The organism is Agitococcus lubricus, assembly GCF_003051055.1.
Classification (GTDB): domain Bacteria; phylum Pseudomonadota; class Gammaproteobacteria; order Pseudomonadales; family Moraxellaceae; genus Agitococcus; species Agitococcus lubricus.
The window spans coordinates 56418-83238 of the sequence record NZ_QAON01000011.1 but is presented as its reverse complement, the minus strand read 5'-3'; the positions used below and the strand labels follow the sequence as shown (position 1 = coordinate 83238).

The 26821-nt window shown below is 46.5% G+C and carries 30 protein-coding genes, 1 tRNA gene and 1 pseudogene; 8 read left to right on the top strand and 24 right to left on the bottom strand.

Going from position 1 to position 26821, the window contains the following annotated elements; genetic code table 11:
- Nucleotides 1-13 precede the first annotated feature (13 nt).
- From C8N29_RS11440 to C8N29_RS11395, 10 genes and pseudogenes are all read right to left on the bottom strand, one after another.
- Nucleotides 14-865 carry a sterol desaturase family protein gene (locus tag C8N29_RS11440; RefSeq protein ID WP_107866192.1) on the bottom strand — a complete coding sequence of 284 codons (852 nt, stop codon included), beginning with the start codon at nucleotides 863-865 and terminating at the stop codon, nucleotides 14-16.
- A 68-nt stretch (nucleotides 866-933) separates the two neighbouring features.
- Nucleotides 934-1692 carry an AraC family transcriptional regulator gene (locus C8N29_RS11435; protein WP_107866191.1) on the bottom strand — a complete coding sequence of 253 codons (759 nt, stop codon included), beginning with the start codon at nucleotides 1690-1692 and terminating at the stop codon, nucleotides 934-936.
- A 157-nt stretch (nucleotides 1693-1849) separates the two neighbouring features.
- Nucleotides 1850-2169, bottom strand: a pseudogene (locus C8N29_RS17185) (IS3 family transposase); the annotation flags it as partial.
- 53 nt (nucleotides 2170-2222) lie between these two features.
- The gene (locus C8N29_RS11425) at nucleotides 2223-4571 is read right to left on the bottom strand and encodes a heavy metal translocating P-type ATPase (protein ID WP_420836663.1); all 2349 of its coding nucleotides are present in this window, start codon (nucleotides 4569-4571) and stop codon (nucleotides 2223-2225) included.
- Between the two features lie 72 nt (nucleotides 4572-4643).
- Nucleotides 4644-5003 (bottom strand): hypothetical protein, encoded by a 360-nt coding sequence (locus tag C8N29_RS11420; RefSeq protein ID WP_204509342.1) that lies wholly within the window; start codon nucleotides 5001-5003, stop codon nucleotides 4644-4646.
- Between the two features lie 177 nt (nucleotides 5004-5180).
- The gene (locus C8N29_RS11415) at nucleotides 5181-5540 is read right to left on the bottom strand and encodes a hypothetical protein (protein WP_107866189.1); all 360 of its coding nucleotides are present in this window, start codon (nucleotides 5538-5540) and stop codon (nucleotides 5181-5183) included.
- Nucleotides 5541-5573: 33 nt separating this feature from the next.
- Nucleotides 5574-6221, bottom strand: coding sequence for a methyltransferase family protein (locus C8N29_RS11410; protein ID WP_107866188.1), 648 nt, complete (start codon nucleotides 6219-6221; stop codon nucleotides 5574-5576).
- A gap of 2 nt (nucleotides 6222-6223) precedes the next feature.
- Nucleotides 6224-6409 (bottom strand): DUF2933 domain-containing protein, encoded by a 186-nt coding sequence (locus tag C8N29_RS11405; RefSeq protein ID WP_476726621.1) that lies wholly within the window; start codon nucleotides 6407-6409, stop codon nucleotides 6224-6226.
- A 295-nt stretch (nucleotides 6410-6704) separates the two neighbouring features.
- Nucleotides 6705-7034 (bottom strand): four-helix bundle copper-binding protein, encoded by a 330-nt coding sequence (locus tag C8N29_RS11400; RefSeq protein ID WP_107866234.1) that lies wholly within the window; start codon nucleotides 7032-7034, stop codon nucleotides 6705-6707.
- A 188-nt stretch (nucleotides 7035-7222) separates the two neighbouring features.
- Nucleotides 7223-7429 (bottom strand): heavy-metal-associated domain-containing protein, encoded by a 207-nt coding sequence (locus tag C8N29_RS11395; RefSeq protein WP_107866186.1) that lies wholly within the window; start codon nucleotides 7427-7429, stop codon nucleotides 7223-7225.
- A 155-nt stretch (nucleotides 7430-7584) separates the two neighbouring features.
- On the opposite strand from C8N29_RS11395, the gene C8N29_RS11390 reads away from it, so the two are divergent.
- The gene (locus C8N29_RS11390; protein ID WP_107866185.1) at nucleotides 7585-9831 is read left to right on the top strand and encodes a heavy metal translocating P-type ATPase; all 2247 of its coding nucleotides are present in this window, start codon (nucleotides 7585-7587) and stop codon (nucleotides 9829-9831) included.
- Between the two features lie 11 nt (nucleotides 9832-9842).
- Nucleotides 9843-10253, top strand: a complete 411-nt coding sequence (gene cueR / locus C8N29_RS11385) for a Cu(I)-responsive transcriptional regulator (RefSeq protein ID WP_107866184.1) — start codon at nucleotides 9843-9845, stop codon at nucleotides 10251-10253.
- Between the two features lie 48 nt (nucleotides 10254-10301).
- Here cueR and dmeF read toward each other — a convergent pair whose 3' ends face one another.
- On the bottom strand, nucleotides 10302-11222 hold the full coding sequence (gene dmeF, locus C8N29_RS11380) for a CDF family Co(II)/Ni(II) efflux transporter DmeF (RefSeq protein ID WP_107866183.1): 921 nt from the start codon (nucleotides 11220-11222) through the stop codon (nucleotides 10302-10304).
- A gap of 74 nt (nucleotides 11223-11296) precedes the next feature.
- On the opposite strand from dmeF, the gene C8N29_RS11375 reads away from it, so the two are divergent.
- Nucleotides 11297-11572, top strand: a complete 276-nt coding sequence (locus C8N29_RS11375) for a metal/formaldehyde-sensitive transcriptional repressor (RefSeq protein ID WP_107866182.1) — start codon at nucleotides 11297-11299, stop codon at nucleotides 11570-11572.
- 46 nt (nucleotides 11573-11618) lie between these two features.
- Here C8N29_RS11375 and C8N29_RS11370 read toward each other — a convergent pair whose 3' ends face one another.
- The 5 genes from C8N29_RS11370 to C8N29_RS11350 all read right to left on the bottom strand — a co-directional run bounded on the left by C8N29_RS11370 (nucleotide 11619) and on the right by C8N29_RS11350 (nucleotide 16256).
- A complete protein-coding gene (locus tag C8N29_RS11370; protein ID WP_107866181.1) occupies nucleotides 11619-12107 on the bottom strand; it encodes a class I SAM-dependent methyltransferase in 489 nt (162 codons plus the stop codon).
- Nucleotides 12108-12205: 98 nt separating this feature from the next.
- On the bottom strand, nucleotides 12206-13030 hold the full coding sequence (locus C8N29_RS17050; protein WP_204509341.1) for a copper-binding protein: 825 nt from the start codon (nucleotides 13028-13030) through the stop codon (nucleotides 12206-12208).
- A gap of 88 nt (nucleotides 13031-13118) precedes the next feature.
- Nucleotides 13119-14486 carry a multicopper oxidase family protein gene (locus C8N29_RS11360; protein ID WP_107866180.1) on the bottom strand — a complete coding sequence of 456 codons (1368 nt, stop codon included), beginning with the start codon at nucleotides 14484-14486 and terminating at the stop codon, nucleotides 13119-13121.
- A gap of 46 nt (nucleotides 14487-14532) precedes the next feature.
- The gene (locus C8N29_RS11355) at nucleotides 14533-15885 is read right to left on the bottom strand and encodes a TolC family protein (protein WP_107866179.1); all 1353 of its coding nucleotides are present in this window, start codon (nucleotides 15883-15885) and stop codon (nucleotides 14533-14535) included.
- The gene (locus C8N29_RS11350) at nucleotides 15882-16256 is read right to left on the bottom strand and encodes a hypothetical protein (RefSeq protein WP_107866178.1); all 375 of its coding nucleotides are present in this window, start codon (nucleotides 16254-16256) and stop codon (nucleotides 15882-15884) included. The genes C8N29_RS11355 and C8N29_RS11350 overlap by 4 nt, the downstream gene beginning before the upstream one ends.
- Nucleotides 16257-16469: 213 nt before the next feature.
- Here C8N29_RS11350 and C8N29_RS11345 point away from each other — a divergent pair, with 213 nt between their 5' ends.
- Both C8N29_RS11345 and C8N29_RS11340 read left to right on the top strand, forming a co-directional pair.
- Nucleotides 16470-17162 carry a heavy metal response regulator transcription factor gene (locus tag C8N29_RS11345; RefSeq protein WP_107866177.1) on the top strand — a complete coding sequence of 231 codons (693 nt, stop codon included), beginning with the start codon at nucleotides 16470-16472 and terminating at the stop codon, nucleotides 17160-17162.
- Nucleotides 17143-18546 (top strand): heavy metal sensor histidine kinase, encoded by a 1404-nt coding sequence (locus C8N29_RS11340; protein ID WP_107866176.1) that lies wholly within the window; start codon nucleotides 17143-17145, stop codon nucleotides 18544-18546. The genes C8N29_RS11345 and C8N29_RS11340 overlap by 20 nt, the downstream gene beginning before the upstream one ends.
- A 91-nt stretch (nucleotides 18547-18637) precedes the next feature.
- On the opposite strand, the gene istB is transcribed toward C8N29_RS11340, so the two are convergent.
- From istB to C8N29_RS11325, 3 genes are all read right to left on the bottom strand, one after another.
- Nucleotides 18638-19372: an IS21-like element helper ATPase IstB gene (gene istB, locus C8N29_RS11335; protein ID WP_107866175.1), complete on the bottom strand. Its 735-nt coding sequence runs from the start codon at nucleotides 19370-19372 to the stop codon at nucleotides 18638-18640.
- Nucleotides 19366-20901, bottom strand: coding sequence for an IS21 family transposase (gene istA, locus C8N29_RS11330; protein ID WP_107866174.1), 1536 nt, complete (start codon nucleotides 20899-20901; stop codon nucleotides 19366-19368). The genes istB and istA overlap by 7 nt, the downstream gene beginning before the upstream one ends.
- Nucleotides 20902-21189: 288 nt before the next feature.
- On the bottom strand, nucleotides 21190-21504 hold the full coding sequence (locus C8N29_RS11325; RefSeq protein WP_239987108.1) for a hypothetical protein: 315 nt from the start codon (nucleotides 21502-21504) through the stop codon (nucleotides 21190-21192).
- A gap of 211 nt (nucleotides 21505-21715) precedes the next feature.
- Between C8N29_RS11325 and C8N29_RS11320 the strand changes: the two genes are divergently transcribed.
- The 3 genes from C8N29_RS11320 to C8N29_RS11310 all read left to right on the top strand — a co-directional run bounded on the left by C8N29_RS11320 (nucleotide 21716) and on the right by C8N29_RS11310 (nucleotide 23737).
- A complete protein-coding gene (locus tag C8N29_RS11320; protein ID WP_146164457.1) occupies nucleotides 21716-22420 on the top strand; it encodes a hypothetical protein in 705 nt (234 codons plus the stop codon).
- A 706-nt stretch (nucleotides 22421-23126) separates the two neighbouring features.
- Nucleotides 23127-23393 carry a hypothetical protein gene (locus C8N29_RS11315; RefSeq protein ID WP_107866172.1) on the top strand — a complete coding sequence of 89 codons (267 nt, stop codon included), beginning with the start codon at nucleotides 23127-23129 and terminating at the stop codon, nucleotides 23391-23393.
- Nucleotides 23390-23737 (top strand): hypothetical protein, encoded by a 348-nt coding sequence (locus C8N29_RS11310; protein ID WP_107866171.1) that lies wholly within the window; start codon nucleotides 23390-23392, stop codon nucleotides 23735-23737. The genes C8N29_RS11315 and C8N29_RS11310 overlap by 4 nt, the downstream gene beginning before the upstream one ends.
- A gap of 136 nt (nucleotides 23738-23873) precedes the next feature.
- On the opposite strand, the gene C8N29_RS11305 is transcribed toward C8N29_RS11310, so the two are convergent.
- The 5 genes from C8N29_RS11305 to dapA all read right to left on the bottom strand — a co-directional run bounded on the left by C8N29_RS11305 (nucleotide 23874) and on the right by dapA (nucleotide 26512).
- A tRNA-Ser gene (locus C8N29_RS11305) sits at nucleotides 23874-23966 on the bottom strand.
- Nucleotides 23967-24018: 52 nt separating this feature from the next.
- Entirely contained in the window at nucleotides 24019-24252 is a 234-nt protein-coding gene (locus C8N29_RS11300; RefSeq protein ID WP_107866170.1) for a DUF6726 family protein, read from the bottom strand.
- Between the two features lie 10 nt (nucleotides 24253-24262).
- On the bottom strand, nucleotides 24263-24973 hold the full coding sequence (gene purC / locus C8N29_RS11295) for a phosphoribosylaminoimidazolesuccinocarboxamide synthase (protein WP_107866169.1): 711 nt from the start codon (nucleotides 24971-24973) through the stop codon (nucleotides 24263-24265).
- A gap of 56 nt (nucleotides 24974-25029) precedes the next feature.
- Nucleotides 25030-25638 carry an outer membrane protein assembly factor BamC gene (gene bamC, locus C8N29_RS11290; protein WP_107866168.1) on the bottom strand — a complete coding sequence of 203 codons (609 nt, stop codon included), beginning with the start codon at nucleotides 25636-25638 and terminating at the stop codon, nucleotides 25030-25032.
- 1 nt (nucleotide 25639) lies between these two features.
- Nucleotides 25640-26512 carry a 4-hydroxy-tetrahydrodipicolinate synthase gene (gene dapA / locus C8N29_RS11285; protein ID WP_107866167.1) on the bottom strand — a complete coding sequence of 291 codons (873 nt, stop codon included), beginning with the start codon at nucleotides 26510-26512 and terminating at the stop codon, nucleotides 25640-25642.
- Nucleotides 26513-26821: the final 309 nt, after the last annotated feature.

The window sequence follows — 26821 nt, the reverse complement described above, 5'->3', positions numbered from 1 at the left end:
TCCAAAATTTGAATCACACTCTTCTGAAAAAAGGCCACTTTATTTGTGCAAGATAGGTGATGGGCATAGATTCTTTCATGCCCACCTCGCCTGCGCGTACGCCATTTTTCTGGTAACGGTAAGTACCAAACACATGATCCCAAATCATCCAAAACTCACCAAAGTTGACTTGAGCATCTTCGTATTCTCGTTTGTGGTGCCAGCGATGAACCTCAGCAACGCCCAATAAGCGACGGAACGACCCAACACTATAATCGAGATTGGCATGTTGAAAGGCGAGATGCACGGTAATGATGGACAACCAGCAGCCAATGATCTCGGGTGGTGCGCCTAGCAGTACCACGACACTAATGCCTGGTGCTGCCAAAACAACAGCACTCAACGGATGACGACGCTCACCATTAAGCCAGTATAATCGCTCAGCACTGTGGTGTAGGGCATGCAATCGCCAAAGGAGGTCATTTTTATGACTGAGCCAATGCATAAACCATAATCCAAAATCAATGATAAATCCCGCCGTTAATACCTGAACCCCAATAGGCCAGTCTGTAGGCCATATTGCTGACACAGGCATAAATTTAAGAATGACAGTGGCTATTTCGATGCTAGTAAAAATGAGCGTTAGACTCGTTAACGCGTGGAGTATATCAACGTTGGTATCGTGGTGATCGTTCAGCCATAGGGTCTCGTAAGGCTGTAAACGCTCTAACAAAGCAACAGCCGTGAGACCAAGAGCAGCAATAATCGGAGCGAGTGGCCAATACGGCAGATGTAGCCAAAGAATTGCTAATTGCATACCTGTGCATACGCCAAAAATCAGGGGGTAACTGCCCCAACGAATCAGCGGTGTTAATATCTTCATCATCAATCTCCCATTTTATCTTGCTGGAGAGACTATAATGAATACTAGATTTCAATCATTGAACGAAAGAGCTATGCGAGTGTCAGGTGAGTCAAAAAGATCGAAGGATTCACACCAAACATTTGTACACACGTCCTAGAAAAATGCGCTTGATCCGAAAAATCTCCTTTATAGGCGGCATGAGTGAGCGTTTGACCATGCAATACTTGTTCAAGGGCATACACTAGCCGTAGCCATTTGCGATAACTGCGTAGTGGCATTCCCGTTTGCTCACTGAACCAATGAGAAAATCGCGTTTCGGACAGCTCCATTAGCATGGCGAGTTCTTTTCGACTAGAAAAAGTGGAAACTGACATATCACGCATTAATACGGATAGGACTTTTTGCAAGCGCGGGTCAACTTTTGCAGAAGTATGAGGCGCAAGCGATGTACTAAAGCGCGCTATTGCCGCTTTCAGTGAGTTGCAAGCCATTAAGCTATCACGAAATAAAACTACCAAGTCTTGAGGTAACTCACAAATAGCCGTTTGTTCACCAAGACGAGAGATCAGTGTCTTTGCCTGCACGATAGTGGGGTCAAGATAAATAGAAAAGACTGAACTCGCAATGAGTTGATGAGATGTTCCTGCTTTGACGAATAAGGCAATGGATTGATAGGACTGACCATTGGCGGTCATTTCAATGATACCCTCTAAGGCAATACTGATTTGATGCGACCAATGACGATGCTCTTTATTGTCGCCAGATTGACCAATAAATACGCCTATTCCAGGTTGCAGAGATACGTCACCTCTCCAATGGTGCGGAGTAGCGTGGTTGTAATGGTTCACGCGCCAACTACTTTTGCTATTTTTCTGAGCGTTTCTTTACTTTCGCCAAAGGTGCATATTGCATCACAGTGCTTCCTTAAATCCGAAAAAAGTATGTAGTGCATTTCAATCTTACTGATGTGTGTTGAGTTTAGCGTATGAATGGATTTGGGATAAATCAGGCAGCCATTTTAAAGCCCTCAAAGACTTGGGCTGGCGACCTAAAATTTAGCTTAGCTTGAATTCGCATTCGATTGTAGAAAGTCTCAATAAAATGTTGAATATCCTTGATGGCTTCTGCCCGTGTAATATAGTGCTGATGGTAAACCAACTGGTTTTTTAACGTTGCCCAAAAGCTTTCAATCGGCGAATTATCATAACAATTACCCTTAGCACTCATTGAACCCACAAATTGATGCTGTGTTATTACGTTACGTTACGATAGGCGTGGCTACAGTATTGACTTCCTCTGTCAGAATGGACAATTAAGCCTTTCGCCGTTTAATCGCCATATTTAATGCCTGCACCACTACTACCCCATTTAGCTGTACTCAATCAACCTCACGACGTAAACGCAACGCATTAAAAACGACAGACACAGAACTCAGGCTCATCGCTAAAGCAGCAATCATCGGTGACAGCAGCCAGCCTGTTAGCGGATATAGTACGCCCGCAGCAATCGGCACACCAATGGCATTATAGACAAAGGCAAAAGCCAAGTTTTGCTTCATATTGGCGACAGTCGCAATGGAAATACCGCAGGCCAAGGTAATACCTCGCAAATCCCCTTTCACCAACGTTACCTGTGCACTATTCATGGCGACATCGGTGCCTGTTCCCATCGCAATACCGACATCAGCTCGAGCCAGAGCTGGCGCGTCATTGATACCATCGCCCGCCATCGCCACACAGCGGCCTTCACGTTGCAGACGCTCCACTAAAGCCAGTTTGTCTGCTGGTTTTACCTCGCCATATACTTCATCTATGCCCAAACGCTGCCCCACCGATTTTGCTGTGGTCAAACCATCGCCAGTTGCCATAATGACACGGATATTGGCCGCTCGTAACGAGGCTAAGGCGTCTGCGGTCGTTGCTTTAATGGGGTCAGAAACGGCAAGTAAACCTGCCAATTGCCCATCTACAGCGAGATACATCACGCTCGCTCCCTGCGTTCTCAACTGTTCCGCCGAGCTTTGGAGGGATGCCGTCGCAACGCCTGTTTGTTCCATGAGCGTGGTGTTACCCATCACCAATTTCTTCCCTGCCACTTCACCATGGACACCAATGCCTGTATTGGACTCAAATTGTGTCACTGTCCCGAGTGTGATTCCGCGCACACGAGCGGCACTGACAATGGCGGCGGCGAGTGGATGCTCACTACCCTGATCCAGACTGGCGGCAAGATACAGCACGTCCGCCTCGCTAAAACCCTCTGTAGGTACAACACGATCAAATGCAGGGCGACCTTCGGTGAGCGTGCCTGTTTTATCGACAATTAAAGTGTCAATTTTCCGCAAATTCTCAATCGCAGAGGCATCTCTAAACAGCACGCCTTTACTCGCCCCTGTGCCCGTTGCCACCATAATGGACATCGGTGTCGCTAAACCTAGCGCACAAGGACAGGCAATAATGAGTACGGCGACCGCATTAATTAAGCCAAATATCCAGTTAGAAGCTAATAGCCCCCAGCCAAAGAACGTCATCAACGCAATTACAATGACCGAAACAACAAAATAACCTGCGACGGTGTCTGCCATACGCTGCATAGGTGCGCGTGAGCGTTGCGCTTGCATCACCATTTGTACGATCTGCGCAAGCATGGTGCTGGAGCCGACACGTTCAGAACGGATGACCAAAGCACCGTTGGTGTTGAGCGTCGCACCAATGACCTTGTCGCCTAGACGTTTGCTAACGGGAAGTGGCTCGCCTGTGAGCATGGATTCATCAACCGCACTACTTCCTTCAATGACAATGCCATCAACAGGCACTTTTTCGCCTGGACGAACGCGTAGCTTGTCGCCGACATGGACATGAGTCAACGGCACATCTTCTTCCGAACCATCCTCACTGATGCGACGAGCTGTCTTTGGTGCCAGTCTCAACAACGACTTAATCGCAGCAGAGGTCTGCGAACGCGCCTGTAACTCCATAACCTGACCGAGCAATGTCAGAGAAATAATGACAGCAGCCGCTTCAAAATAGACGGCAACTCGTCCCATCGAAACAAAGGATACGGGAAACAGACTGGGAGCCACTGTCGCAACCACGCTATAAATATAGGCGGCACCCGTGCCAAGACTAATCAGCGTCCACATATTGGGACTGCGATGAATGACCGACTGCACGCCGCGCACATAAAACGGCCAACCTGCCCACAACACAACAGGCGTAGACAGAGCCAGTTCCAGCCAACTTTGTACACCCATATCAAACCAGTGGAAGCGATGACCAAACATCGCTAGCACAAAAACCACCATCGTCAACGGCAGGGTTCGCCAAAAACGCTGACGAAAATCCTTTAACTCAGGGTTTTCCCCTTCTTCTAAATCAGGCTGCACAGGCTCCAGAGTCATACCGCATTTGGGGCAATTGCCTGGGCCAAATTGCCGTATTTCGGGGTGCATCGGGCAAGTGTATTCGGTGTCAGTGCTGGCAGAAGTTTCAACAACGGCAGGTTGTGGCGTTAGGTATCGGCTTGGCTCTAGCTTAAATTTGTCGAGGCATTTTGGGCTGCAAAAATAAAACCGTCTGCCCTCATAATCCTGTTGATGAGCCGATGCCGTAGTCACCGTCATTCCGCATACAGGGTCTTTCAGTTCAGCAGCACCCCCAGTAGGCATGGGCGCTTGTGACGAATGTGGATGACCTGCGTGGTCATGATGATGCTCATGGTCGGACATTAGAAACTCCTGTCGCCGACGGAGGTCGGCGGGGTCAAGATTCAATTGGTGCCGCAGACAGGGCGGCAAAGATTAACGCTTCTGAGAGAAGTGGTCTATTGCGTCATTTTTCATGCGTTGTAAACACCAGCGAGCGTAATAGCGAGCTAGTAGTCGTCCTAAACACCACGAAAGCCAACCCTTCGGCTTAGCATAATCAATAAATATCCGTAACTGACAACCCGCTACACTAGGGGTTAACTCAAAGCCCATGCGATAGTGACCAATCACCAGTAGTCGAGTCTCACCAATAGTTTCCCACACTTTAGATAGGGGTGGGCTTCGGTCGCTGACAATCTCTTCAACGAACAAAGGTACTCCAAGAACTCGTCCAGACATGGAAATATGCGAACCAACAGCCTGACCACGCAAAGCATCGAATGTCAGCTGCATAGAGCTTCCAGCCATCATCCATGACGACTTATTCATATGTTCTGTCAACCGTGAATGGTCGTCGAGATGAACAAAAGCCTGATCTACCGTAACCTCTAGCAGCGTATTGCATTCATCGTGATACGGAAACCGTGAGCTCAAAACTATCTCCCACTGTTGACCATTGCCACTTCATGATTATTGCGCAGGTGCTGCACCGTGATTGTGATCATGCTCGGCCGCTGGTTTAGCTGTCGATTTTTTCTGATGCTTGCGGGTTGTGCTATTTTTGCTCGGCTCTTTGGACATGCCTTTCATGTTATCCATACATTTTTTATGCATCTGCTCCATGTTAGCAGTCATGCCTTCTCCTGTTTTGGCACCCTCCATGCACTTCTCATGCATATCTTTCATGCCATTCATATCCTTCATGTCTTTCATGTCGTGCTTAACATCAGCAGGACTCATATCAGGGCCAGACATGGGTTTGTCTACAGCAAAAGCATTAGACATAGCGAGTGTAGCGATCAGCGGTAACAGCAAGGTATAGTGTTTCATGGTATTCACTCTACGTTAAAAATAACAAAAATATCAGGCTGTCCTTGAGGACAGATTAGGCAAGAAGCGCGGTGTTTTAGCGGCATAAGCTTGATAACTATCGCCAAACTCGGCTTGCATTTCTCGCTCTTCGACAATGGCCAAATGACCATACATAAACATCAGTAAGGGAAACATCAACAAGGTTAAAATCGTTGGCCACTGCAACAGAAAGCCGAACATAATGAATGTAAAAGCCACATATTGAGGGTGGCGTATGTAAGCATAAGAACCTGTTATCGCTAAGGTATGGGCGCGTTGGGCGTGATACAGCACATGCCAACTGCTAGAAAGTAGCCAAAACCCTAAAATAATAAGGGCATTACTGACGATGTGGAGTAAACCAAAATGCGGATTGCTCTTCTCGCCCAGTAAGGTTGACCATAAGTGACCCGCATCGTGTGACAGAAGATCAATTTCGGGATAGCGCACTTGCAACCAACCAGAGAGCAGATAAATCGTCAGTGGAAAGCCATACATTTCAACAAACAGTGCAACAATAAACGCCGAAAATGCGCTAAATGTACGCCAGTCGCGGCTGGTTTGGGGCTTGAAAAAACTAAAGGCGAAGATCAAAAACACCGCTGAATTAAGGATAACCAATGACCAGAGTCCGTATGCTGCTTCATGTGCGGCGTGCATGGCTACTCTCCATCCTGACGACTGCTATCTTTAGGCTGATCGGGTGCAGAATGCTCCGACCCATGATGATGGCCGTGGTGCATGAACAAGTGCATCAGAGGACAGGCCAGTAAAAACAAGTACGGCAACACTCCCAACATGTGTGCTCGATGCTCTTCTAGCAGGAAAAATAAAGCAACCACCGACATCACCAGCATGGCTAGCGCGCCTCGTGATCGCCCAAACGATGGGCTATGATTCATCGGAATTTCCCTTAGTGGTCGTTTTAATCAACTCAAATCGAACACGATAAAGTTTTTAATTCAATTATTATCACTCTCTTAAATGACAAACAAATTGTGTGGTATTTATCCTGTCATCTTCATGACGTGTAAATGACATTTATGTCATCTAGATGTTATTTTCGATAGATTGAGAAAAGTTAACTCAAATGACACCCTTTCTACTCATTTTCATGAACAGAAAGGAATAAGCGCAAAAATGTTAAGCTGCCATTTTGCTACATTCTTCCGCACAGTGACGACAAGCCTTCGCGCATTCTTGACAGTGATCATGCTCGTGTTTTGCACACTCATCGGCACATGCCGTGCAGATTGTGGCGCACAATTGACAGACCTGTGCGGCAAAAGGACTATTACGCGCCATGAGCGCAGCGGCAAGGCGGCACATATCAGCACAGTCTCTATCGAGCTGAATACATTTCGCCATTTGCTGTACATTGGCTTCGGTTAGGCAAGAAGTGGCACAATGTTCACATGTAGCAGCGCATTGGTTACACGCTTCGATACAACTAGCGTATTGGTGATGAGACATGTTAAGTATTCCATTGTTTGTGATGGGAGCTTGCAACATAAACCCATAACCTGAGCGTGTATGTTCGATGATGTACTTAGCGAAGCTTTAATTCTTATTTTTGTTTTTTAAAGTTTTTAGCGTATTTTGCACCCAGCAAATCACAACAATGGCAGAGTGCCACACAGCAACTCTGCCAGACTAACCTCTTAAGCTGACGTAGTTTCAACCACATCGTACCCCGCTTCCTGAATGGCCAATACCACCTCCTCCTGATCGGCATCGCCATCAAAACGGACTGTTTGTGAGGCTTTGTCAATTTGGATTTTGGCCGTTTTGTCCAGTTCAGCCAAGGCTTTAGTAATAGCACTGACGCAGTGACCACAACTCATACCATTCACTTTAATAACGAACATTTTATCTCTCCTAGGGTTGGTGTAGAAATACTGTGAACCTTGCCATCGTGGTAAGCTCAAGAATTATTTTCATTATTTTTTTGTAGAAAAACGCTTGACCTTCCCATCATGGTAAGCCTGATATTTGCTAAATCGCTCTTCTCAGGAAGCAAATCATGAATACTTTAACTCAGCCCAAAACACCTGAAATAGCCTTACAGCAGTTTTCGTTTACTGTTGAGGGCATGACGTGTGCTTCTTGTGTCGCCCGTGTTGAAAAAGCACTGAAAAAGCTTTCAGGTGTACAAGAGGCCACCGTCAACTTAGCCACTGAAACAGCAACCGTGCAAAGTATTGACGGCGGCGTTACGCCAGAACAATTAATTGCAGCGGTGCAAAAAATCGGTTATCACGCCGCTTTGTCTACAGACACGGTTGTCAATGATGGCAACGTACAATCAGATAGCGAGTGGTTAAAAGTCATGTGGGGGATGGCTCTCTCTCTGCCACTGATAGCACCCATGCTGTTGTCAGTATTTGGCATACATTGGATGTTATCAGGCTGGATTCAATGGCTGCTGGCAACAGTGGTTCAATTCTGGCTAGGGGCACGTTTTTATCGGTCTGGCTGGAAAGCATTGGCAGCACGGGCGGGTAATATGGATTTGCTGGTCGCCTTGGGAACTAGCGCAGGCTATGGGTTAAGCGTCTATCAGTTGTTCCATGCGAATACAGGTATGCCACACTTGTACTTTGAAGCGTCTGCTGTAGTGATTACCCTCGTGTTGCTGGGTAAATGGCTAGAGACCCGCGCCAAACGGCAAACCACTTCCGCTATTCGCGCCTTGCAAGCACTTAAACCTGAGTTTGCGCGTGTACGGCGTGCAGGGATAGAACAAGACATTGGGATTGCCCATGTCCGTCTTGGCGATTTAGTCGTCGTTCGTGCTGGCGAGCGCGTAGCTGTCGATGGTGTTATCAAAGAAGGCAGTAGCCATGTAGATGAGTCCTTTATGACGGGTGAAAGCCTACCCGTTGCTAAAGAAATCGGCGATCAGGTCATTGGCGGCTCTATTAATAGCGATGGCTTGCTGCTTGTTGAAACCACTGCGATGGCAACAGAAAGCACATTAGCCAAAATCATTCGACTGGTGGAAAATGCCCAAGCGGCTAAAGCCCCTATTCAGCGGCTCGTCGATAAAGTGAGTGAAGTGTTTGTCCCTGTTGTCATCGTCATTGCCCTCGCTACATTTATTGCGTGGTGGGTCATCAGCAGTGATGTTCAACTAGCGATTATCAATGCCGTCGCCGTCTTGGTCATTGCTTGTCCTTGTGCGCTTGGTTTGGCAACACCGACCGCGATTATGGCAGGCACGGGTATTGGTGCTCAGTACGGCATTTTGATTAAAGATGCAGAAGCATTAGAGACTGCTCATCGAGTGACAATGGTCGCCTTCGATAAAACAGGAACATTGACAGAAGGCAAACCTAAAATCGTTGGATTACACGCGATAAATGGCGATGACCACGCCTTATTGCATTTGGCTGCGTCCTTGCAGACAGGCAGTGAACACCCTTTGGCGAGAGCCGTTATCGACAAAGCGCAGGAGTTAGCTATTGATATTAGTCTCGTGACTGATATTAAAGCACTCGCAGGACGAGGTATTACTGGGCGGATGGGTCAGGTGTCCCTGTATTTAGGCAATAGCCGACTTATGCAGGAATTGGGTATAGACACAACAGCCGTTACCACGACTACGCAGCAATGGATACAACAAGGACGCACTATTTCTTGGCTGGCCTGCATCGAATCCTCTTCTGCCGTATTAGTAGGTGGGTTTGCATTTGGCGATCAGATCAAAGCCAGTGCTCAACGAGCAGTGCAGCAATTGCAGACGATGGGTATTAAAACCGCGCTCATCACAGGCGATAATGTCGCTAGTGCTACTGTCGTGGCGCATGAACTCGGTATTGACTGCATGATGGCAGACGTTTTACCTGCGGATAAAGCCTCTATCGTCAATGCCTTCAAAGCTGAAGGCTATGTTGTCGCGATGGTCGGTGATGGTATCAATGACGCGCCCGCACTAGCGACTGCCGATGTCGGTATTGCCATGAGTACGGGGACAGATGTCGCCATGCACACCGCAGGGATTACCCTGATGCACGGTGATCCTGCCCGAGTAGCGGATGCCTTAGATATTTCACGGCGCACCTACAACAAGATTAGACAAAATCTGTTTTGGGCATTTATCTATAATTTGATTGGTATTCCGTTGGCCGCGATGGGCTTATTGAACCCGATCATAGCGGGGGCAGCGATGGCGTTCAGTAGTGTTAGCGTCGTCTCCAATGCCCTGCTACTGCGTCGCTGGCGACCTGTTAGTCAACGTAGCTCGGTCAAGAATGTGGTTAATACTTAAGGGGTAAGATGATGAATATTGGTGATGCCGCGAAACAGACCCAGATATCGGCGAAGATGATACGCTATTACGAAAGCATCGGCCTGTTGCCAGAAAGCATGCGTAGCGATGCAGGCTATCGTATCTACCGCGACAAAGACTTGCATGTATTACGTTTTATCAAACGCGCCCGTAATCTTGGTTTTTCTATGGAACAGCTCAAAGAGTTGTTGTCATTATGGCAAGATCAGGAACGCGCTAGTGCCGATGTTAAAGCGATTGCCGAACGCCATGTCGCTGAACTGCAACAACGCATCACTGAACTCACAGAAATGCGTGATGCCTTGAATTATCTGGTGACTGGCTGCCACGGCGACCAGTCACCAGACTGTCCCATATTGAGTGGGCTTGAAGGTGTCGTTACAGGAAAGCACTGTGGTTAATTAGACAAGCACGTGCTTTTTCATCGTGTGTAAAGCGCATCGCTCTAATCAGTACTTGTTCACTTCTACCGTCACATGCACCAGTTCTTCATGAATGCTTATTTGTCGCCTGAAGTAATCAGGCTCAACAACCTCAGTAACTGCCAGTGAGAGGATGCAGGCGTATTTGCCTTTGCCAACACGCCAAACATGCAAATCAGTGATTTCAGCCTTAATAGGGCTTGCTTCGATAACTTCGTGGATTTCAGCCACAACAGGAGCGTCCATCTCGGCATCCAGCAATACACGCCCCGTATCGCGCAGCAGCCCATACGCCCATGTGGCAACCAGTCCAGCACCGACTATCCCCATGAGCGGATCGAGCCAGCTTGCTCCCCAAAGCTTACCGCCAAATAGCGCGAAAATGGCGAGCACGGATGTTGCTGCATCGGCTACCACATGCAGATAGGCTGATCTCAGATTCAAGTCATGATGGTGGTCATGATGATGATCGTGGTCGTCGTGATGGTGATGGTCGTGACCATCCTTCAACAGCCATGCACAGGCAAGATTGACGCATAGGCCAACCACGGCAATAGCAATAGCTTGATCATAGTGGATGGGTGTTGGTGAGATGAGACGTTCAGCAGACTGATAGAGCATCAATATAGCCACCCCCACTAACAACATCGCACTGCTATAGCCTGCCAGCACCTCAATTTTCCATGTACCAAAAGCAAAGCGTTTATCGTGGGCAAAACGTCTGGCTGCGCTGTAGGCCAATACCGAAAGCCCCAACGCCAAAGTGTGCGAGCTCATGTGCCAACCATCAGCCAACAACGCCATTGAATTAAATACCCATCCGCCAATGATTTCGACCGTCATCATGATGGCCGTCAAGGCGACAGCCCAGCGAGTGTTTCTCTCCGCGAGAGGATTACCCTCATTAAAGACGTGCGAATGCCGCCAATTTTCGACAGAAGACTGCATATACCTTTATCCTCATAACCCAATCAAATATACTATACCCCAGTATACTTTAATAAACTAAGAAAGAGGAAGTCATGTCTCATACCATCAAGAACAAAAAACAGTTGCTGACTCGCGTACGCCGTATTAAGGGACAGGCTGAGGCAATAGAAAAAGCGATAGAGCAAGCGGCGGACTGTTCAGCAATTCTGCAACAGATTGCCGCAATTCGTGGGGCTGTGAATGGCTTGATGACTGAGGTGCTGGAAGGACACATCCGCGAGCATTTAGGTACAGATGACATATCCCCACAGCAACGCCATGAGGATCTAGAGCAAGTACTTACTGTGCTGCGGTCTTACCTCAAATAACAAGGATTAATTTGGTTTTCGCTCTTTGAAAAAATCCTTTCGCCTTTTATTTTTGTTTGGGAATTAAAAGGCGACTTATCCATCCTTGGTTTTTTTGCTGGATATGCGTTTCATCCACAATATCAAAGATTTCAATAACCATATCCCAAACAGGTGGTGCCTTCAAGTTTTTGTACATAGATATGACGCAATGACCACCCTTAGCAAGGGCATCTTGATATGAGACCAGCGTTTGTAAAGGATGTTTGCTGTAATAAAGACTTTCACCAAAAACGATTAGGTCAAATTTATTAGTTGGTACGTATGCGTCAAAATCTGCTTCAATAAGGCAGTAGTTAGGCCGTATGTCCATTACTTCTTGAGCCTTCGCCAAAGCAATCCGACTCATGTCAATGCCCACATAAGACTCCATTAATGGAAGTAAACGTATCAAATTACCATCACCACACCCCACATCAAGGACGGATTTTGCGTTCAGATATTGGGCGTAACCAACAATGATGCTATACCGTCCTAACTCTTCAATGGACTGCATATAATTCCATTTACCATTCAAATACTCATTATTCCAGCGTTATTGTCGTAATTTGCGGCGATATTCTTTTAAACTCCACATAATGTCATCACTCTACTTTATTTGCCTGTGACTTTCTTTAACTCTGTAATCACCATTAGCCCTTTCTCTAACTCAACGACAAACTGCACCGCATCACCTGCCTTGACGGTTTTTACCATTGCAGGATCTTTGACACGAAAGACCATCGTCATGCCAAGCATACCCAGATTTTTGATGTCGCCATGTTTAATCGTCAGTTTGCCTTGGGCAGTATCCACTTTGCGAATTTCGCCTTGGGTATAGCGATCATCGACAGCGGTCGTGGTGTCCGTGGCTTCAGTTTTTAGCTCTGTTGCAGCAACGGGTGTCGCGCTGGAGGATTGTTCAGGGCTGGCGGTAACCGTGATTTTTCCTTCCATGCCTGCGGGTAAATGGCCAGGAATCAGACAGGCAAAGACAAACTCACCCGCCTGACTAAATTGCCAGATAATATCCGTACTTTTACTCGGCAACACATGAGCGATATTGGCACTGCTATGCACCATCGTTGGCATCGATTTCATCATCTGGGCATGCTGCATAATTTCGTCACGCGTACCCAACACAAATTCATGGGGGATTTTGCCGTTATTGGTGATTCGCAACCGTATCGTTTCGCCCTGCTTCACTAACAGATTATCAGGGTTAAAACGCAGCATGTCGTTCATGCCAATTTCAATCGTCCGACTCACATCTCTAGGCATACCTTGTTGGCCAACGGCTTGTGTCTGTGCCGTAATCGGGTTATCGACTTTCATGTTGGGATCAAGGTGTTCATCACCATGTGCCCAAACCAATAACGGGCTGAATAGCGTGGGGATGACGAGTGCTAAGGCTAATAAATTATGCTTTTTACTGTTCATGTGAATGCACTCCTGACAATAGACAATAAAATAAATAGTGGCCATGTTTAGGAATTGGCTGGTAGACGAGATAAAGATGGACAACACATCAATGCCCTTCATGCCCCGTCGGTTTGCGTACTTTCAAATCATGGTCTGTTGAAGTTGCTGGGCTGGCTCGAACGGTTGAAGGTTCTTCCCCTTCATATAACCATGCGACCGTACCCGCAGGATTGTCATACCAGCCAGGATCGCTGTAATCGCCTTTTTTTTGATTGTCTCGCACTTTCAACACAGTAAACATACCGCCCATCTCAACCGCACCAAACGGCCCCTGCCCACTCATCATCGGTAGGGTGTTGTCAGGCAAGGGCATTTCCATCTCGCCCATATCGGCCATGCCTTTACTGCCCATACCCATATAATCAGGAATGAGCTTGCGTACTTTCGCTGTCAGCTCACGTTGCGGTACACCAATCATTGTCGGTAGTTTATGCCCCATCGCGTTCATGGTGTGATGCGATTTATGGCAATGTAACGCCCAGTCACCAGCCGTTGCCGTGAACTCAACCGCGCGCATCTGCCCTACCGCAACATCGGTCGTCACTTCTGGCCAGCGTGCTGATTTGGGTACCCAGCCGCCATCGGTACACGTCACCTCAAAATCATGGCCATGCAAGTGAATGGGGTGATTGGTCATGGTCAAGTTGCCGACCCGAATGCGAACCCGCTCGCCTGTACGAGCGACTAAGGGATCAAGACCTGGAAACACCCGCGAGTTAAATGTCCACAGATTGAAGTCCGTCATCTCCGAGACACGCGGCGTATAAGAGCCAGGATCAATATCGTAGGCACTCAGTAAAAACACATAGTCGCGATCAACTTTCATAAAGTCGGGATTTTTTGGATGAACCACCAAAAACCCCATCATGCCCATCGCCATCTGCACCATTTCATCGGCATGCGGGTGATACATGAAAGTACCCGATTTTTTCATCGTGAATTCATAAACATAAGTTTGCCCTGGCTTGATATGAGGCTGACTCAACCCACCTACCCCATCCATGCCCGACGGCAGTAATACGCCATGCCAATGGATAGTCGTATGCTCTGGCAGTTTATTGGTGACAAAAATGCGGATGCGATCACCTTCTACACATTCCAGCGTCGGGCCAGGACTTTGACCGTTATAGCCCCACATATGCGCGACCATGCCTGGCGCAAATTCACGCACGACAGGTTCAGCAACGAGATGGAATTCTTTCACGCCATTTTTCATTTGATGGGGTAAAGACCAACCGTTAAGCGTCACCACGGGGTTGTAGGGCCGACCACTGGCAGGCATCACGGGCGGTTGTGTACTCGCCTCTGTTTGTATCACAGCTTCGGGAATGCCTGCCGCTTGCACTTTGGATACCAAACTAGCACCCAGCGCAGTAAGTCCCGTCTTCAACAAAAAATCACGCCGACTGTTCATGTCTATGCCTCGTTAATGCATGGTTGCCGATAAATGGAGAGTGCGTTTAGCCCGCATCGACTGTGCCTTGCAAGCTGCTGGTCAGCTCGGCTTCGGCAAGCCAAAAGTCCTGAAGTGCCGCCAGATAAGCATTCATGCTGTCAACTTGCGCCTGTGATTGTGCGAGTAATTCAAAGGTGCTAATCAGCATGCCGTTATAACGAAGCAGGACTTCATCGGCGATTTGTTGCTGCAACGGCATCACTTCATCACGATAGTGTTTGGCTAATTCATAGCTGGTACGGTAATGGGCATAAGCCGTGCGGGTTTCACTGCGGGCATTAACCGCCGTTTCTGTCACTTGCGCTAGGGAACGCTGATAAATCGCTTCCGCCTGAGCAACACGGGTACTACCAAAATCAAACAACGGCAATTCCAAGCTCACTTCAACACCCGTTTGTTTGGGCGCATCCGAATAGGTATTGCGCTGATAACCAACATCTAGCACATTAACCAAACGCGTCACTTTACTGAGTTTCAGTGCTTTCGCCGTACTCTCGGCATGGCGTTTGGCCAACTGCACATCAATGCGCTGGTTCATTGCCAACTGTTCGACCTGATTTAATACGCGGGGTGTCGCAGGTAGCTCTGGCAGTGTTTCGGGTAAGGCCAGCGATTGGTCATTGGCAAGTCCCAACTGGCGGACAAGACGCTCACGAGCCAGTGCTGCATCAGCCTGAGCACGAACACGATTTGCTGTTGCTGAGGCATAAAAAGCCTGCTCCCGCGCCGCATCCAAGCGACTGATATTTCCTGCCATTGCCAAACTACGCGCCAAATCACGACCTGCCTCAGCAGCCGTTTGGACATCAACGGCATAACGCGCACGCTGCCTACTGGCGATGGCTTCAAAATAGGCGACACGAGTATCATGAGCCAGTTTCAGTACCGACTGGACGGCGACCATTTTGGCGTTCTGGTATTGTTGTTTAGCAATCGGTGTTCGTAAGGGTGATAGCAACAAACCAATGACATCAACAACAATACTGCGACCCACTTCACTCTCATTATCTTGTGTCAGCCGCGCCAAAGTCACGCTGGGGTTGCGTGGTCGGGTGCTGGCCACTAACTCTGTTTCCGTAATACGCAAGTCGGCAAATTGCCGCTGGAGACGAGGATTGTTCAGTAATGCCAAGGTGACGGCATCTTCCGCAGACAGTGGTTTGGCCAGTAGCGCAGCCGATGCCTGACGACGACCCTCCGTCGTGGTGGGTGTCGCTTGCTGATTGAGTAGACTTGCCGCCTGAGCGCGCACTTCACCTTCACCACCATCAGATGATAATGTGGCACAAGCCCCTAAGCTGCCTGCTAACAGAAGTGTCAACCCTAATTTATGCGGTAGTTTTAAGGGCTTCTTCATTTATGCTGACCTTTTTTTGAGGTATGGTTGGATGGCATAGTCTCAGGTGACATGGTGGGCATTTTCATGTCTTGATGATTCATCCCGCCATGCCCATCCTGTTTGGTCATATTGTTCATATCCATGACAGGCTGCGATGGTTGAGCTTTAGGTTGAGGCATATCAGGCATCGCCATACCCGAATGGCCTGCATGTCCCGATGATTCAGCGGTGACTAAGCGATGAGTCTCCTGCCAATCACGCACCGCAGGTTCTTGCCAGCCCTGATAATCTTGCAACGGACTGACATAAGTATCCTGCTCGCCCACACCTTCCGCCAAGGCCAGCACAGGCTGTTGTAATAACGCACAGGCCAAAAAGAACCACTTCATAATCGCCCCATCGTCAATGAGTTAACACAAAACGCTCTCCTACTCAGTAGATAACAAGGTCTGTCTGAGAGGAGTCATGGTCATCATGGACTGGCCGTACCAACACAAAGATGACACAAAAATTACATTTTTGTTATCTTGTCCTCAGTGAGCACAAAAGCGTTTATTGTGACGGTCTTACAATCACTAACGTGATGACTTGGATAGCAAACTATGAAAATTCTGCTCGTCGAGGACGAAATAAAAACAGGTGATTACCTAAAACAAGGTCTAACCGAAGCTGGCTATATCACCGACTGGGTCAAAGATGGCCTGAGTGGTCAGCATCAAGCGAGTACCGATGACTATGATTTGGTGATTCTGGATGTCATGTTGCCTGAATTGAATGGCTGGCAAGTGTTAGCCGCAATTCGGCGTGCAGGCAAAACCATGCCCGTGTTGTTTTTAACCGCCCGCGATCAAGTAGAAGATCGGGTGAAAGGCTTAGAACTAGGCGCGGACGACTATTTAGTTAAACCATTCGCCTTCGCCGAATTGTTGGCGCGAGTAAAAACCTTGCTGCGTCGCGGACGTATTCGGGAAGACGATATGCTACAAGTGGCCGATTTAGAGCTGGATATTCGCCGTCGGCGCGCTGTGCGGGCAGGCAGGCGGATTGACCTGACCGCCAAAGAGTTTGCGCTACTGGAGCTACTGATGCGCCGCGAAGGAGAAATCCTCCCGCACTCGTTAATCGCTTCTCAGGTCTGGGATATGAATTTTAATAGCGATACCAATGTCGTTGAGGTCGCCATTAAACGGCTACGCACCAAGGTAGATACGCCTGTGGACACTAAGCTGATACGCACCGTGCGCGGTATGGGTTATGTGCTGGAGGAAGCGTCCGATGACTTTTCGGCTACCTAATACCATTGCAGTTCGCACCAGTCTGTTATTCACCCTGTTAGCGGCGGGCGTTTTAATCGTGATGGGATTGATGATTAGATCATCAGTGAGTCACCATTTTAATGAGTTGGACTCGGCTTTACTCGAAGGCAAACTAGAGCTGATTCATCATATCCTGCTCGATAACGCCATGCCTGATGACGTAGCGCGGATTCAACAATTGTCTAACGCACTGGTGGGTCATCATGACTTAGTCGTGCGCGTGGATCGTCCCGCAGGCCACACGTTTTTTGCCGAAGGCCATACCGCCATTCCCGACCAAACTCTATTAGAACCGCAACTTAGTCGCAGCAAACAGGCTTTCAAACTGAGTGCGTGGATTGCTGATGGTATCTCTTATCAAGGCTTTGCCGCACAATTGCCCACAGGCATCAACAATGAGGGATTTGTGGTTGCCATTGGCACAGAAACCACTCATCACCAACTATTTCTGCATGATTTTGAACGTCAACTGGCGCTGGTGGGCGGCAGTGGTCTGCTACTGATTGCCCTGTTAAGCTGGTTAGCAGCACGGCGCGGATTACGCCCCGTACAAACAATGGCAGTGGTTGCCGAAGGCATCTCCGCTCAACAACTACAACAACGCCTAAATTCAGAGAGTGTCCCACTTGAGCTACAACCCTTGGCACGCGCATTTAACGCTATGCTGGATCGTTTAGGTGACTCGTTGCAACGCCTATCTGACTTCTCATCTGACCTTGCTCACGAACTGCGGACTCCCATCAATAATTTGATGACTCAGACTCAAGTGTCATTGGCCAAGCCGCGTACGGCGCAAGATTATCAGGAAATTCTTTATTCTAGCCTTGAGGAGTATGAGCGATTAGCACGGATGATTTCAGATATGCTGTTTTTAGCGAAGGCGGACAATGGCCTGATGATGCCGAACCAGCAGACGATAGAACTGTCCGCCGAAATAGATGCGCTACTGGAATTTTATGATGCGCTGGCTGCCGAAAAATCTATCCATCTGCACCGTGAAGGTCATGGTGTTATTTTGGGCGACTCGCTGATGATTCGCCGTGCGTTCAGCAATTTGTTGTCGAATGCCATTCGCCATACACCCGCAGGCGGCAGCATTACGCTGTCAATCACCCAAGAAGAAAATACCAGAACCGTGCATATTGAAAACACAGGGGCTGATATTCCACCTGAGCAGATTCCACGAATTTTTGACCGTTTTTATCGTGGAGATGCTTCACGTCAGAGAACGGATGAAGGGGCTGGTTTGGGGTTGGCGATTACTAAATCTATCATTCATGCTCATCATGGGGATGTTTATGTGAGTTCTGGGCAGGGTAAAACGCGGTTTTCGGTGACGTTGCCTATTGTTATGAGCAAGTAATCCCAGCTATTGCAGAGCTTCAATTAAAATCTCTAGTTGATTTGATGTAACAAGCTTCAGCTATTGCCGAAGCCTGTTTCTTCACTTACGGTCAGACCACTTTTTGCTTCCGTAAAGAGTCACCTTTCAGTGACAGATGATGAGCCGTATGCACCAGTCGATCCAAAATTGCATCCGCCAAGGTTGGATCACCGATATAACTGTGCCAAGCACTCACAGGCAATTGCGAAGTGATAATGGTCGTTGTGGTATTGATTCTATCGTCTAGTATTTCCAACAAATCACTACGCGCCATCGCATTCAGCGGAGCCAGTCCCCAGTCATCCAAAATGAGGACATGCGCTTTCGCCAGTTGCTGCCGCAATTTGGGTAATGTGCCATCCGCATGGGCGATCGCCAGCGACTCTAGTAATCTTGGGGCACGTCTATAAAGTACAGAATATCCTTTCCGAGCGGCTTGATTGCCTAGTGCACAGGCGAGCCACGTCTTGCCGCAACCTGTTGCTCCTGTAATCAAAATATTCTGCTGGTGCTGTACCCAATCGCAACGCGACAAGCCTGCCATTTGACTTCGATCTAGCCCACGCCGAACATCATAATCAACATCCTCCATGCAAGCGGCTGAAAACCGAAGCTTGGCATCTTTAAGTAATCGCGTCAGTCGTCGATTTTCACGAAAGCTCAACTCTTCATCTACTATCATGCCTAGTCGCTCGTCAAAAGAGAGCATTTGTAGGCTAGGCTGCTGGATTTGCCGCTCTACTGCTTGCGTCATGCCCGATAGTTTAAGATGTTTAAGGGTAGTTAATGTTTGTTGAATTAACATGAGGAATCTCCAAAATAATACGCATTACCTCGCACGTTGTCGTGTGAAGTAATGGGCTGATGTTCGGCAACAGTAGTCGGTAACGGGAGCTCATCCAGTTTATTTTTCAAGATTGAACGAATACTGCCCAACGTGGGGCTTTGAATAACTAATGCTCGTTGGCAAGCTGCTTCTAATCGGGTTTCGCCGTAAGTTTTAGTCAAGCTTTGCAACCCCATACAACTGCGATAACCAGCCTCGGGATGCCGTCGCTGGAGTTGATGCTGTACCACGCCGACTGTCGATACTCCCAAGCGTGCCGCCCAATCCAGTAACCGCTCTTTGTCAGGATGAGCATAACGTTGATGAGCTTTTGGCATGTGAACGACTAATGTGGTGTGACCACCGCGTATCACACTGCGCTCATGAGTAGCTACTCGTTGCCGATTATAGAAAAACTCAATTACGGTTGCCGTTAATCGCGCTTCCACTTTTTCATGGGCCAAGTGATACGGCAGTGAGTAGGCATGATGGTCAACGATCGCATGGTAATCGAGTCCGACATGCAGCGCAGTAAGCCACTCCGCCAGTTCAAAATGATGGTCAGGCAGTGGGCGCATCGCCGACAAATCCATCGTTTGGTACACAGACTGACGACAACCATCCTGTTTTTTGAATGGTCTGGTATTGAGGTCAATCAGCAACTCATGGATAGCTGCGTTTAATGTCGTTAGTGAGTAAAAAACCTGATTACGAAGACGAGCGAGAATCCAGCGTTGTACCAAACGCACACCCAATTCAACTTTGGCTTTATCTTTGGGTCGTCTTTTACGGGCGGGTATGATGGCGACATTATAATGTAGAGCCAGTTCATGATAAGTGGGATTAATGACGGGATCATACTGACAGGCTTTACTGACTGCTGAACGTAGATTATCAGGCACAATCATTTGAGGGACAGCACCTAAAAATGCAAACATTCTGACATGGGAAGCAGTCCAGTCAGGAATCTTTTGGGTTAATGTAGCTTCCGCATAAGTAAAATTGGATAGCCCCATGACCGCGATGAATATCTCCGCTTTATGTACATTGCCTGTTGTCGCATCAACAATCGGAACAGTTAGACCTGAATAATCGACATATAAACGCTCGCCAGCTTTATGTGTCTGACGCATCACCAGACCCAAACGACGACGGTATAAACGGTAATGTTCAGTGAATGCTTGATAAGAGCAACCCTCTGGCCAAGATGCACGATACTCATGCCAGAGCAGTATCAAAGTAACGCCTTTGCGCTGCATTTCTTGATGTATGTGGGGCCAGTTTGGCTGCCATTCGCAAGCAGTCCCTTTATGCCGCTTAGGGTACAATAAGGCTTGTAACGCTTGATCTGGCATGGCTTCCAAAGCACCCCAGTCCAACTTCTGTGCATCAACTAATGCACGGAAACGCCCAGCGGTATTGTGAGAGACTTTCACCAACCTACCTGCTTGGCGATTGCTCAAGCCCAGTGAAAATAATAAACGTAGTAACTCTCGTGCTTTACGCATGAGTCATCCTCAGATAAAAAACTGATCTCAGAGCCGAACGTGTTCTAGCTCCGCCAAAAGGGAAAGGATTAACGCAGAGTAAAGCGGCTGTACGGCATCAGGTTGACAACCTGCTTGATGCCGTACAAAATACGAGCGTCTGGTTTCTACATAGACACCCGTAACGATGGCTCGTGTTCTCGTAAAACACGAGTCATCGCACTTTTCCCTGCAACCCCCTGTTTTGTTTTACCCATCATCTGTATTAGTCATTTCTCTCTCCTTTTATTGATTACATCATGGTAAAAATCAGGCGTGATTCGTCGTGCCTGTGTACCGTAATCTGGTTAACCAAACGGCTAAATCTTGTGCTAAGGCAAATTTACCTCGCCGATGAGGAATGGCAAAAATTGGTACAGGAATCGAACCTCGACTAAGTGCCTGCCGAAAAGCCTCTGATGACGGAAATCCCAATATTTTTAGTAAATCAGCCCCACCGACTAGCGGCCCATACTGACGCTGAATGTCCATCAATAATCGAGACTCTAGAGCTGAAACCTCTGATTCGGCTACTGTTCCCGTCAGAGAATCGGCATCAGGAAAAGAAGGTAAAATGGTCATCATGGTTAGCTCACGGCAGGTTACGTCTAGTTATGAATTATGTAATGAATAGACAAAAATGAACAACCTTCGTATTATTCGGAATAACTCGACTCCATGAGCTAAATACATGTCGGATACTAAAGATGGCCGAAGACGTGGTCGTCCAACACGCTGTCCAGTCGATTCGCTTCGTACTCGCGTCTGGTTCCATACGGTAAGCCTACGAACAGGTATGAGTGCCTATGCACTGGAAAAGTGTTTTCACCCTCTACAAGTTCGCTGTGTGGATGGTAAAAGTGTTCGTCCTCGTCTTTGGGATCGTTATCGGGATGGCGTGATGATTCCCAAGGATAAACCTAGCGTAGATAACCTGATTGATCGGGTTGAAGAGCATGTGCCGTTCACGGCTTGGTGGTTTAGGCATGTGCTTTGGCGAGTTTTACAGCCAAAGTTGCTATCACAGGAAGAAATCGACGAAATGCTATTTGATTTTCCCGACGATATTAAGGCCGTGTTGTTTGATGACTTACAGGCGCAGTTTCCAAAACAGAAACCTTTCAAACAAGAAATAGTAGCGCAACTATCCAACTTTAGGCATCTGGATAGCTTGGCGATAGCTATATTGATGGTACGAAGATCAGAGCTGATTGGCTCTCTTGAATTGCGTGATTTAGTACTATCACTTTATTATGCAATTCAACCCGCATTGATGCAGTTGAATGAGCTTGAACTATGCTTTCCTGATTTATTCAGCTACATCGACTCTCAATATCCACCATGGATTTATCCTTCGCCCAGTGAGCGCATGAGGGTCGTTGTTTTTTCAGAGGGGAAGTTTGGATATAAGCAAAGCTATGCTACAACGGGTAAAACACTGATCAAAAAACCGATTGATGGATTTGCCTTACACTCTGGTGATTGTGATTTAGGAAAATAAAAAAGCTCACCAACACACGATAGCGCAGCTCTAATTGCTGAGGTATGGGAGGCGTTGATGAGATTTCTCTATTGTATGCAAAGACTCAAAAATGATCAACGACAAAACTGGAGTTTTACAAAATAGGTATGGTTGTTAAAGTAATTTATTGGTTGTTGATTTGCCTTTAATATCAGGAAGAAAACGCTAAAAAACCTCAGAATCTGCCTCTTCAATATGTATTCAAATGAGCTAGACCAATACTTCTTTTAAATCTACCTAAGACTGGTCAGCAAAAAGTTGCGTGGTCAGTAGAAATTGGCGGGCTGGTCAGCGTACTCAAGAACAAATGGTCAGTGTGGTTGGAATATGCAACTCTGTAATTATATTAATTTGTCTTAATAAAATCAGATATAGAATAATTATTCTTACACCACTAATTACACGCAAAAAACAAGATATACGCTTATCTTAACTAGATAATACATGCAAAAGTGTTTATATTTATATAGTTTTAACCCCCTACATTTTTAGGAAGGCTATTACAAGAAATAACGTGTAACAAAACTTATAACAAAACTTATGACACTACGTTTAACATTGCTTGTATTACTACTTTTAACACTATGTGTTGTATAACGTGTTACAAATTAATATTGGAAAATATTTGCTTAAAATTAAGTGCGAGATAAAACAATAAAAAGGCAATGATTAGTGGAGAACTTGAATGAAAAAAATCTCTGACTTACTCAACTGGGTTGATATAAAAGATGCTGAACAGCTTGAATGGATAAAGGAGTATTTACAAAAACACGCAGCAGGAAGATATTTTATTCAGACCAACGAGTCTAATGCAGAAATTGGAGTGTACAACTTATTTAACCCTTTTGTTGAATCAGACCTACTACTACTGATTAATAAAATGCGTGCAGCTTGGCGGCAAAAAAATTTAGAAGTAAACAAAACGGCAAAAAGACTTACTCGTTTATTATGAGTACCAAGATCGAAAAAAAACTTAAAGATTTAGCAGGAAAAGGTAACGTCCGAGAGCTATTAGAAACGTTAATTAGCAACTATTATTTACAAGAAGCCCCGAAAATAAAGGAATTAAAAGATCATAATAAAGAACTACAATCCATGCTTTCTCTAGAGAAAAAAGATAACTTAGAATTAAAACAGTCAAACAAAGAGCTTAATAAAAAAGTAGAAACTCAAGATAGTGAAATAGCCAACCTTGAAGATAAGCTTAAGTCGTTAGAACAACACTATACTTATCTATCTCGCGATTTAGGGCGACTCAAGCAAGAATATGACACACTTAAGGAAAATAAAAATTAGAACGGAATAATAACAATCAAGCTTACTCGCAAATTCCAAACCATCTTTAATCAAAAATCTTTTTGTAGGTAAATTTGTAGGTAGAAATATCAGACATAAAAAAACCCATGAAAAATCATGGGCTTTTTTATTTATCTGGCGGAGAGAGAGGGATTTGAACCCTCGATAGGAGTATAACCCCTATGCCGAATTTCGAGTCCGGTGCATTCAACCACTCTGCCACCTCTCCGTAAGGTCGCAAAATATATAGTGATTACGACCAGAACTCAAGTACAAATTACTTAAAGAGGCACATCATCTACCGTATCTGCTGCTTTATCAATCGATGTATCTACTTTTTCTAAGGCAGCATCCACTTTATTGCCCGCAACTGGTACAACAGATACGACAGCCCCCACCATGCCCGTTGTCGCGCCCACAACACGCATGGGCATCGTCACGACTTTTGTTAAAAAGCAACCACTTAAGCTAGTGATTAACAGACCAATCATACTCAGTTTAATGACTTTCAACATGATACTTTCCCTAGAATTGAATGCCTAAACGCTGGCCTACCTCTTCGTACGCTTCTACCACGTCACCTAAACCTTGACGAAAGCGGTCTTTGTCTAATTTTTTACGGGTTTCTTTATCCCACAAACGACAGCCATCTGGCGAAAACTCATCACCCAAAATGATACGGTCATGGAAGAGACCAAACTCGAGCTTAAAGTCGACTAACAACATGTTACCGTCTGCAAACAAGGCTTTTAATACCTCATTCACTTGAAAGGACAATTCTTTCATACGGCTTAACTGCGCCTCCGTTGCCCACCCAAAGGAGACAGCGTGAGACTCATTAATCATGGGGTCACCCAAGGCATCATTTTTTAAGAATAATTCAAAAGTCGGAGGGCTGAGCTCCAAACCTTCTGTTACCCCTAAACGGCGACATAAACTGCCTGCGGCATAATTACGCACCACGCACTCTACAGGAATCATGGTTAATTTTTTAACCAGCACTTCATTGGGTGTGATGAGACGTTCAAAATGTGTTTCTATGCCTGCTGTAGACAATTTATCCATAATAAATGCATTAAAGGTGTTATTGACGCGCCCTTTACGTGCTAATTGTTCTACTTTTTTGCCGTCAAACGCGGAGGTATCGTCTCGAAAGACTAATACTAAATAATCGGGATTATCAGTGGTATATACAGACTTTGCTTTGCCAGTATATAACAATTCACGTTTTTCCATGATGTCTACTCAACTCTAAGAATGCCTCTACACCGCGGTTCGCTCATGGTCGGCGGTTAGTTATTTGGCCAATGTGTTAATAAAGTTTCAAAAAGACGCTGACTAACAACTGCATCAGCCAAGGTATCATCGTCTTTCTGCAAAGAAATGACATTATCATTACTCGTTCTCGTCAATTTAAGCTGATAAAGTTGTTTAACACTTTTTTCACTTAGCTCAACAAAATACAAACCCAAACTTTGATTACGGTCACTGATTTTGATATTTGCTTTGGTTAATACACGCTCTAAATCATCCCAAATTAGACGAATATCACCCGCTGTTTGTAATACAGGGTGATTGTTGCCATCTTTCACGATAATGGGTTTAAGCGGGCTGTCTTTAATAGGCGCCGCATTTTTTACTTCAGCAATCGCCAGCGGTTTAGGCAGAGGTGCAGCAAAATGCTGCTTTCTACCTTTACCTTCGGTGACAACCGCCACATTCTCTGCGGGAGTCGTGACATCTGGAATTGCAAATAAAGGTTGTATAGGACGTGTTGTTTGTCCCTCTGTGAGCACTAAAGGCGCTAACATCGGTGATTTTTGGTAATCCAACGAAGTCTCTGGCAACAGACTACATGCCCCTAGAGTCAAGACAATCCCTGCAACGAGGAAATTCCGCATCTTATAGACCAGCCTGTGTTAATGCTTGACGTACAGTATCTTGGCACTGTGGAGCCAATACGGTCAGAGGCAAACGAATACCTTGAGCAATACGTCCCATGCTAAATAATGCCCATTTCACAGGGATAGGATTGGACTCAACAAATAAATCGCGGTGTAAAGCCTCTAATGGCTGATTGAGAGCATTGGCTGTTTGTGCATCGCCCGCTAACGCAGCTTCACAAATAGCACTCATGGCTTTAGGCGCAACATTGGCAGTCACAGAGATATTACCTTTAGCCCCCATCAATATCAGGCGATATGCGGTGGCATCATCACCCGAATAGACAGCCATTTTATCCCCTACCAACGTCAATAATTCTTGACCGCGTTCTAAATTACCCGTCGCATCTTTTATACCCACAATGTTGGGGACACCTGCCAAACGTGCGACTGTTGCATTACTCATATCCACGCCTGTACGACCTGGCACATTGTATAAAATTTGCGGAATATCTACGGCTTCTGCGATGGCTTTGTAGTGTTGAAACAAGCCTTCTTGTGTCGGTTTATTATAATAAGGCGTGACCAATAAACAGGCATCTGCACCCGCTTCTTTGGCCGATTTGGTTAATTCAATCGCTTCACGCGTGGAGTTGGCACCCGTACCTGCAATAATAGGAATTCGTCCAGCAGCGGTATCAACCACAGCTTTAATGACAGCACAATGCTCATCAACATCTAAAGTAGCCGACTCGCCTGTTGTACCTACAGCCACAATAGCATGTGTTCCTTCTGCAATATGCCACTCAACCAATTGTTTGAGGGCTGGCCAATCTATGTCACCGTTATCTTGCATTGGGGTAACAAGGGCCACTAAACTGCCAGTAATCATGCGTGTATCTCCACTGTGTTAATACTGATGACACAAGCCACTTCATCACTTGCTGATTAGTTACCAGCTCAAGGGGTTGATATCAGGTGTTTGTCTGTGCGCGTCATCATTGAGCCGATAATCTTAGCTGTGGGCTCACCTAAAAAACAAGTATGGTCGGCAAATGCGCTCTATCAAACAACAAAAAAGCTAAATAACCGAACCACATCAGACTCGAAGTCTAAAATATATTGTTGGTACCTAGGGTCTGTTGACGTTTTGCGTGTGAGCCGCGTTGCTGATAAAAATGGACTCAGGCAAGGCACAAAA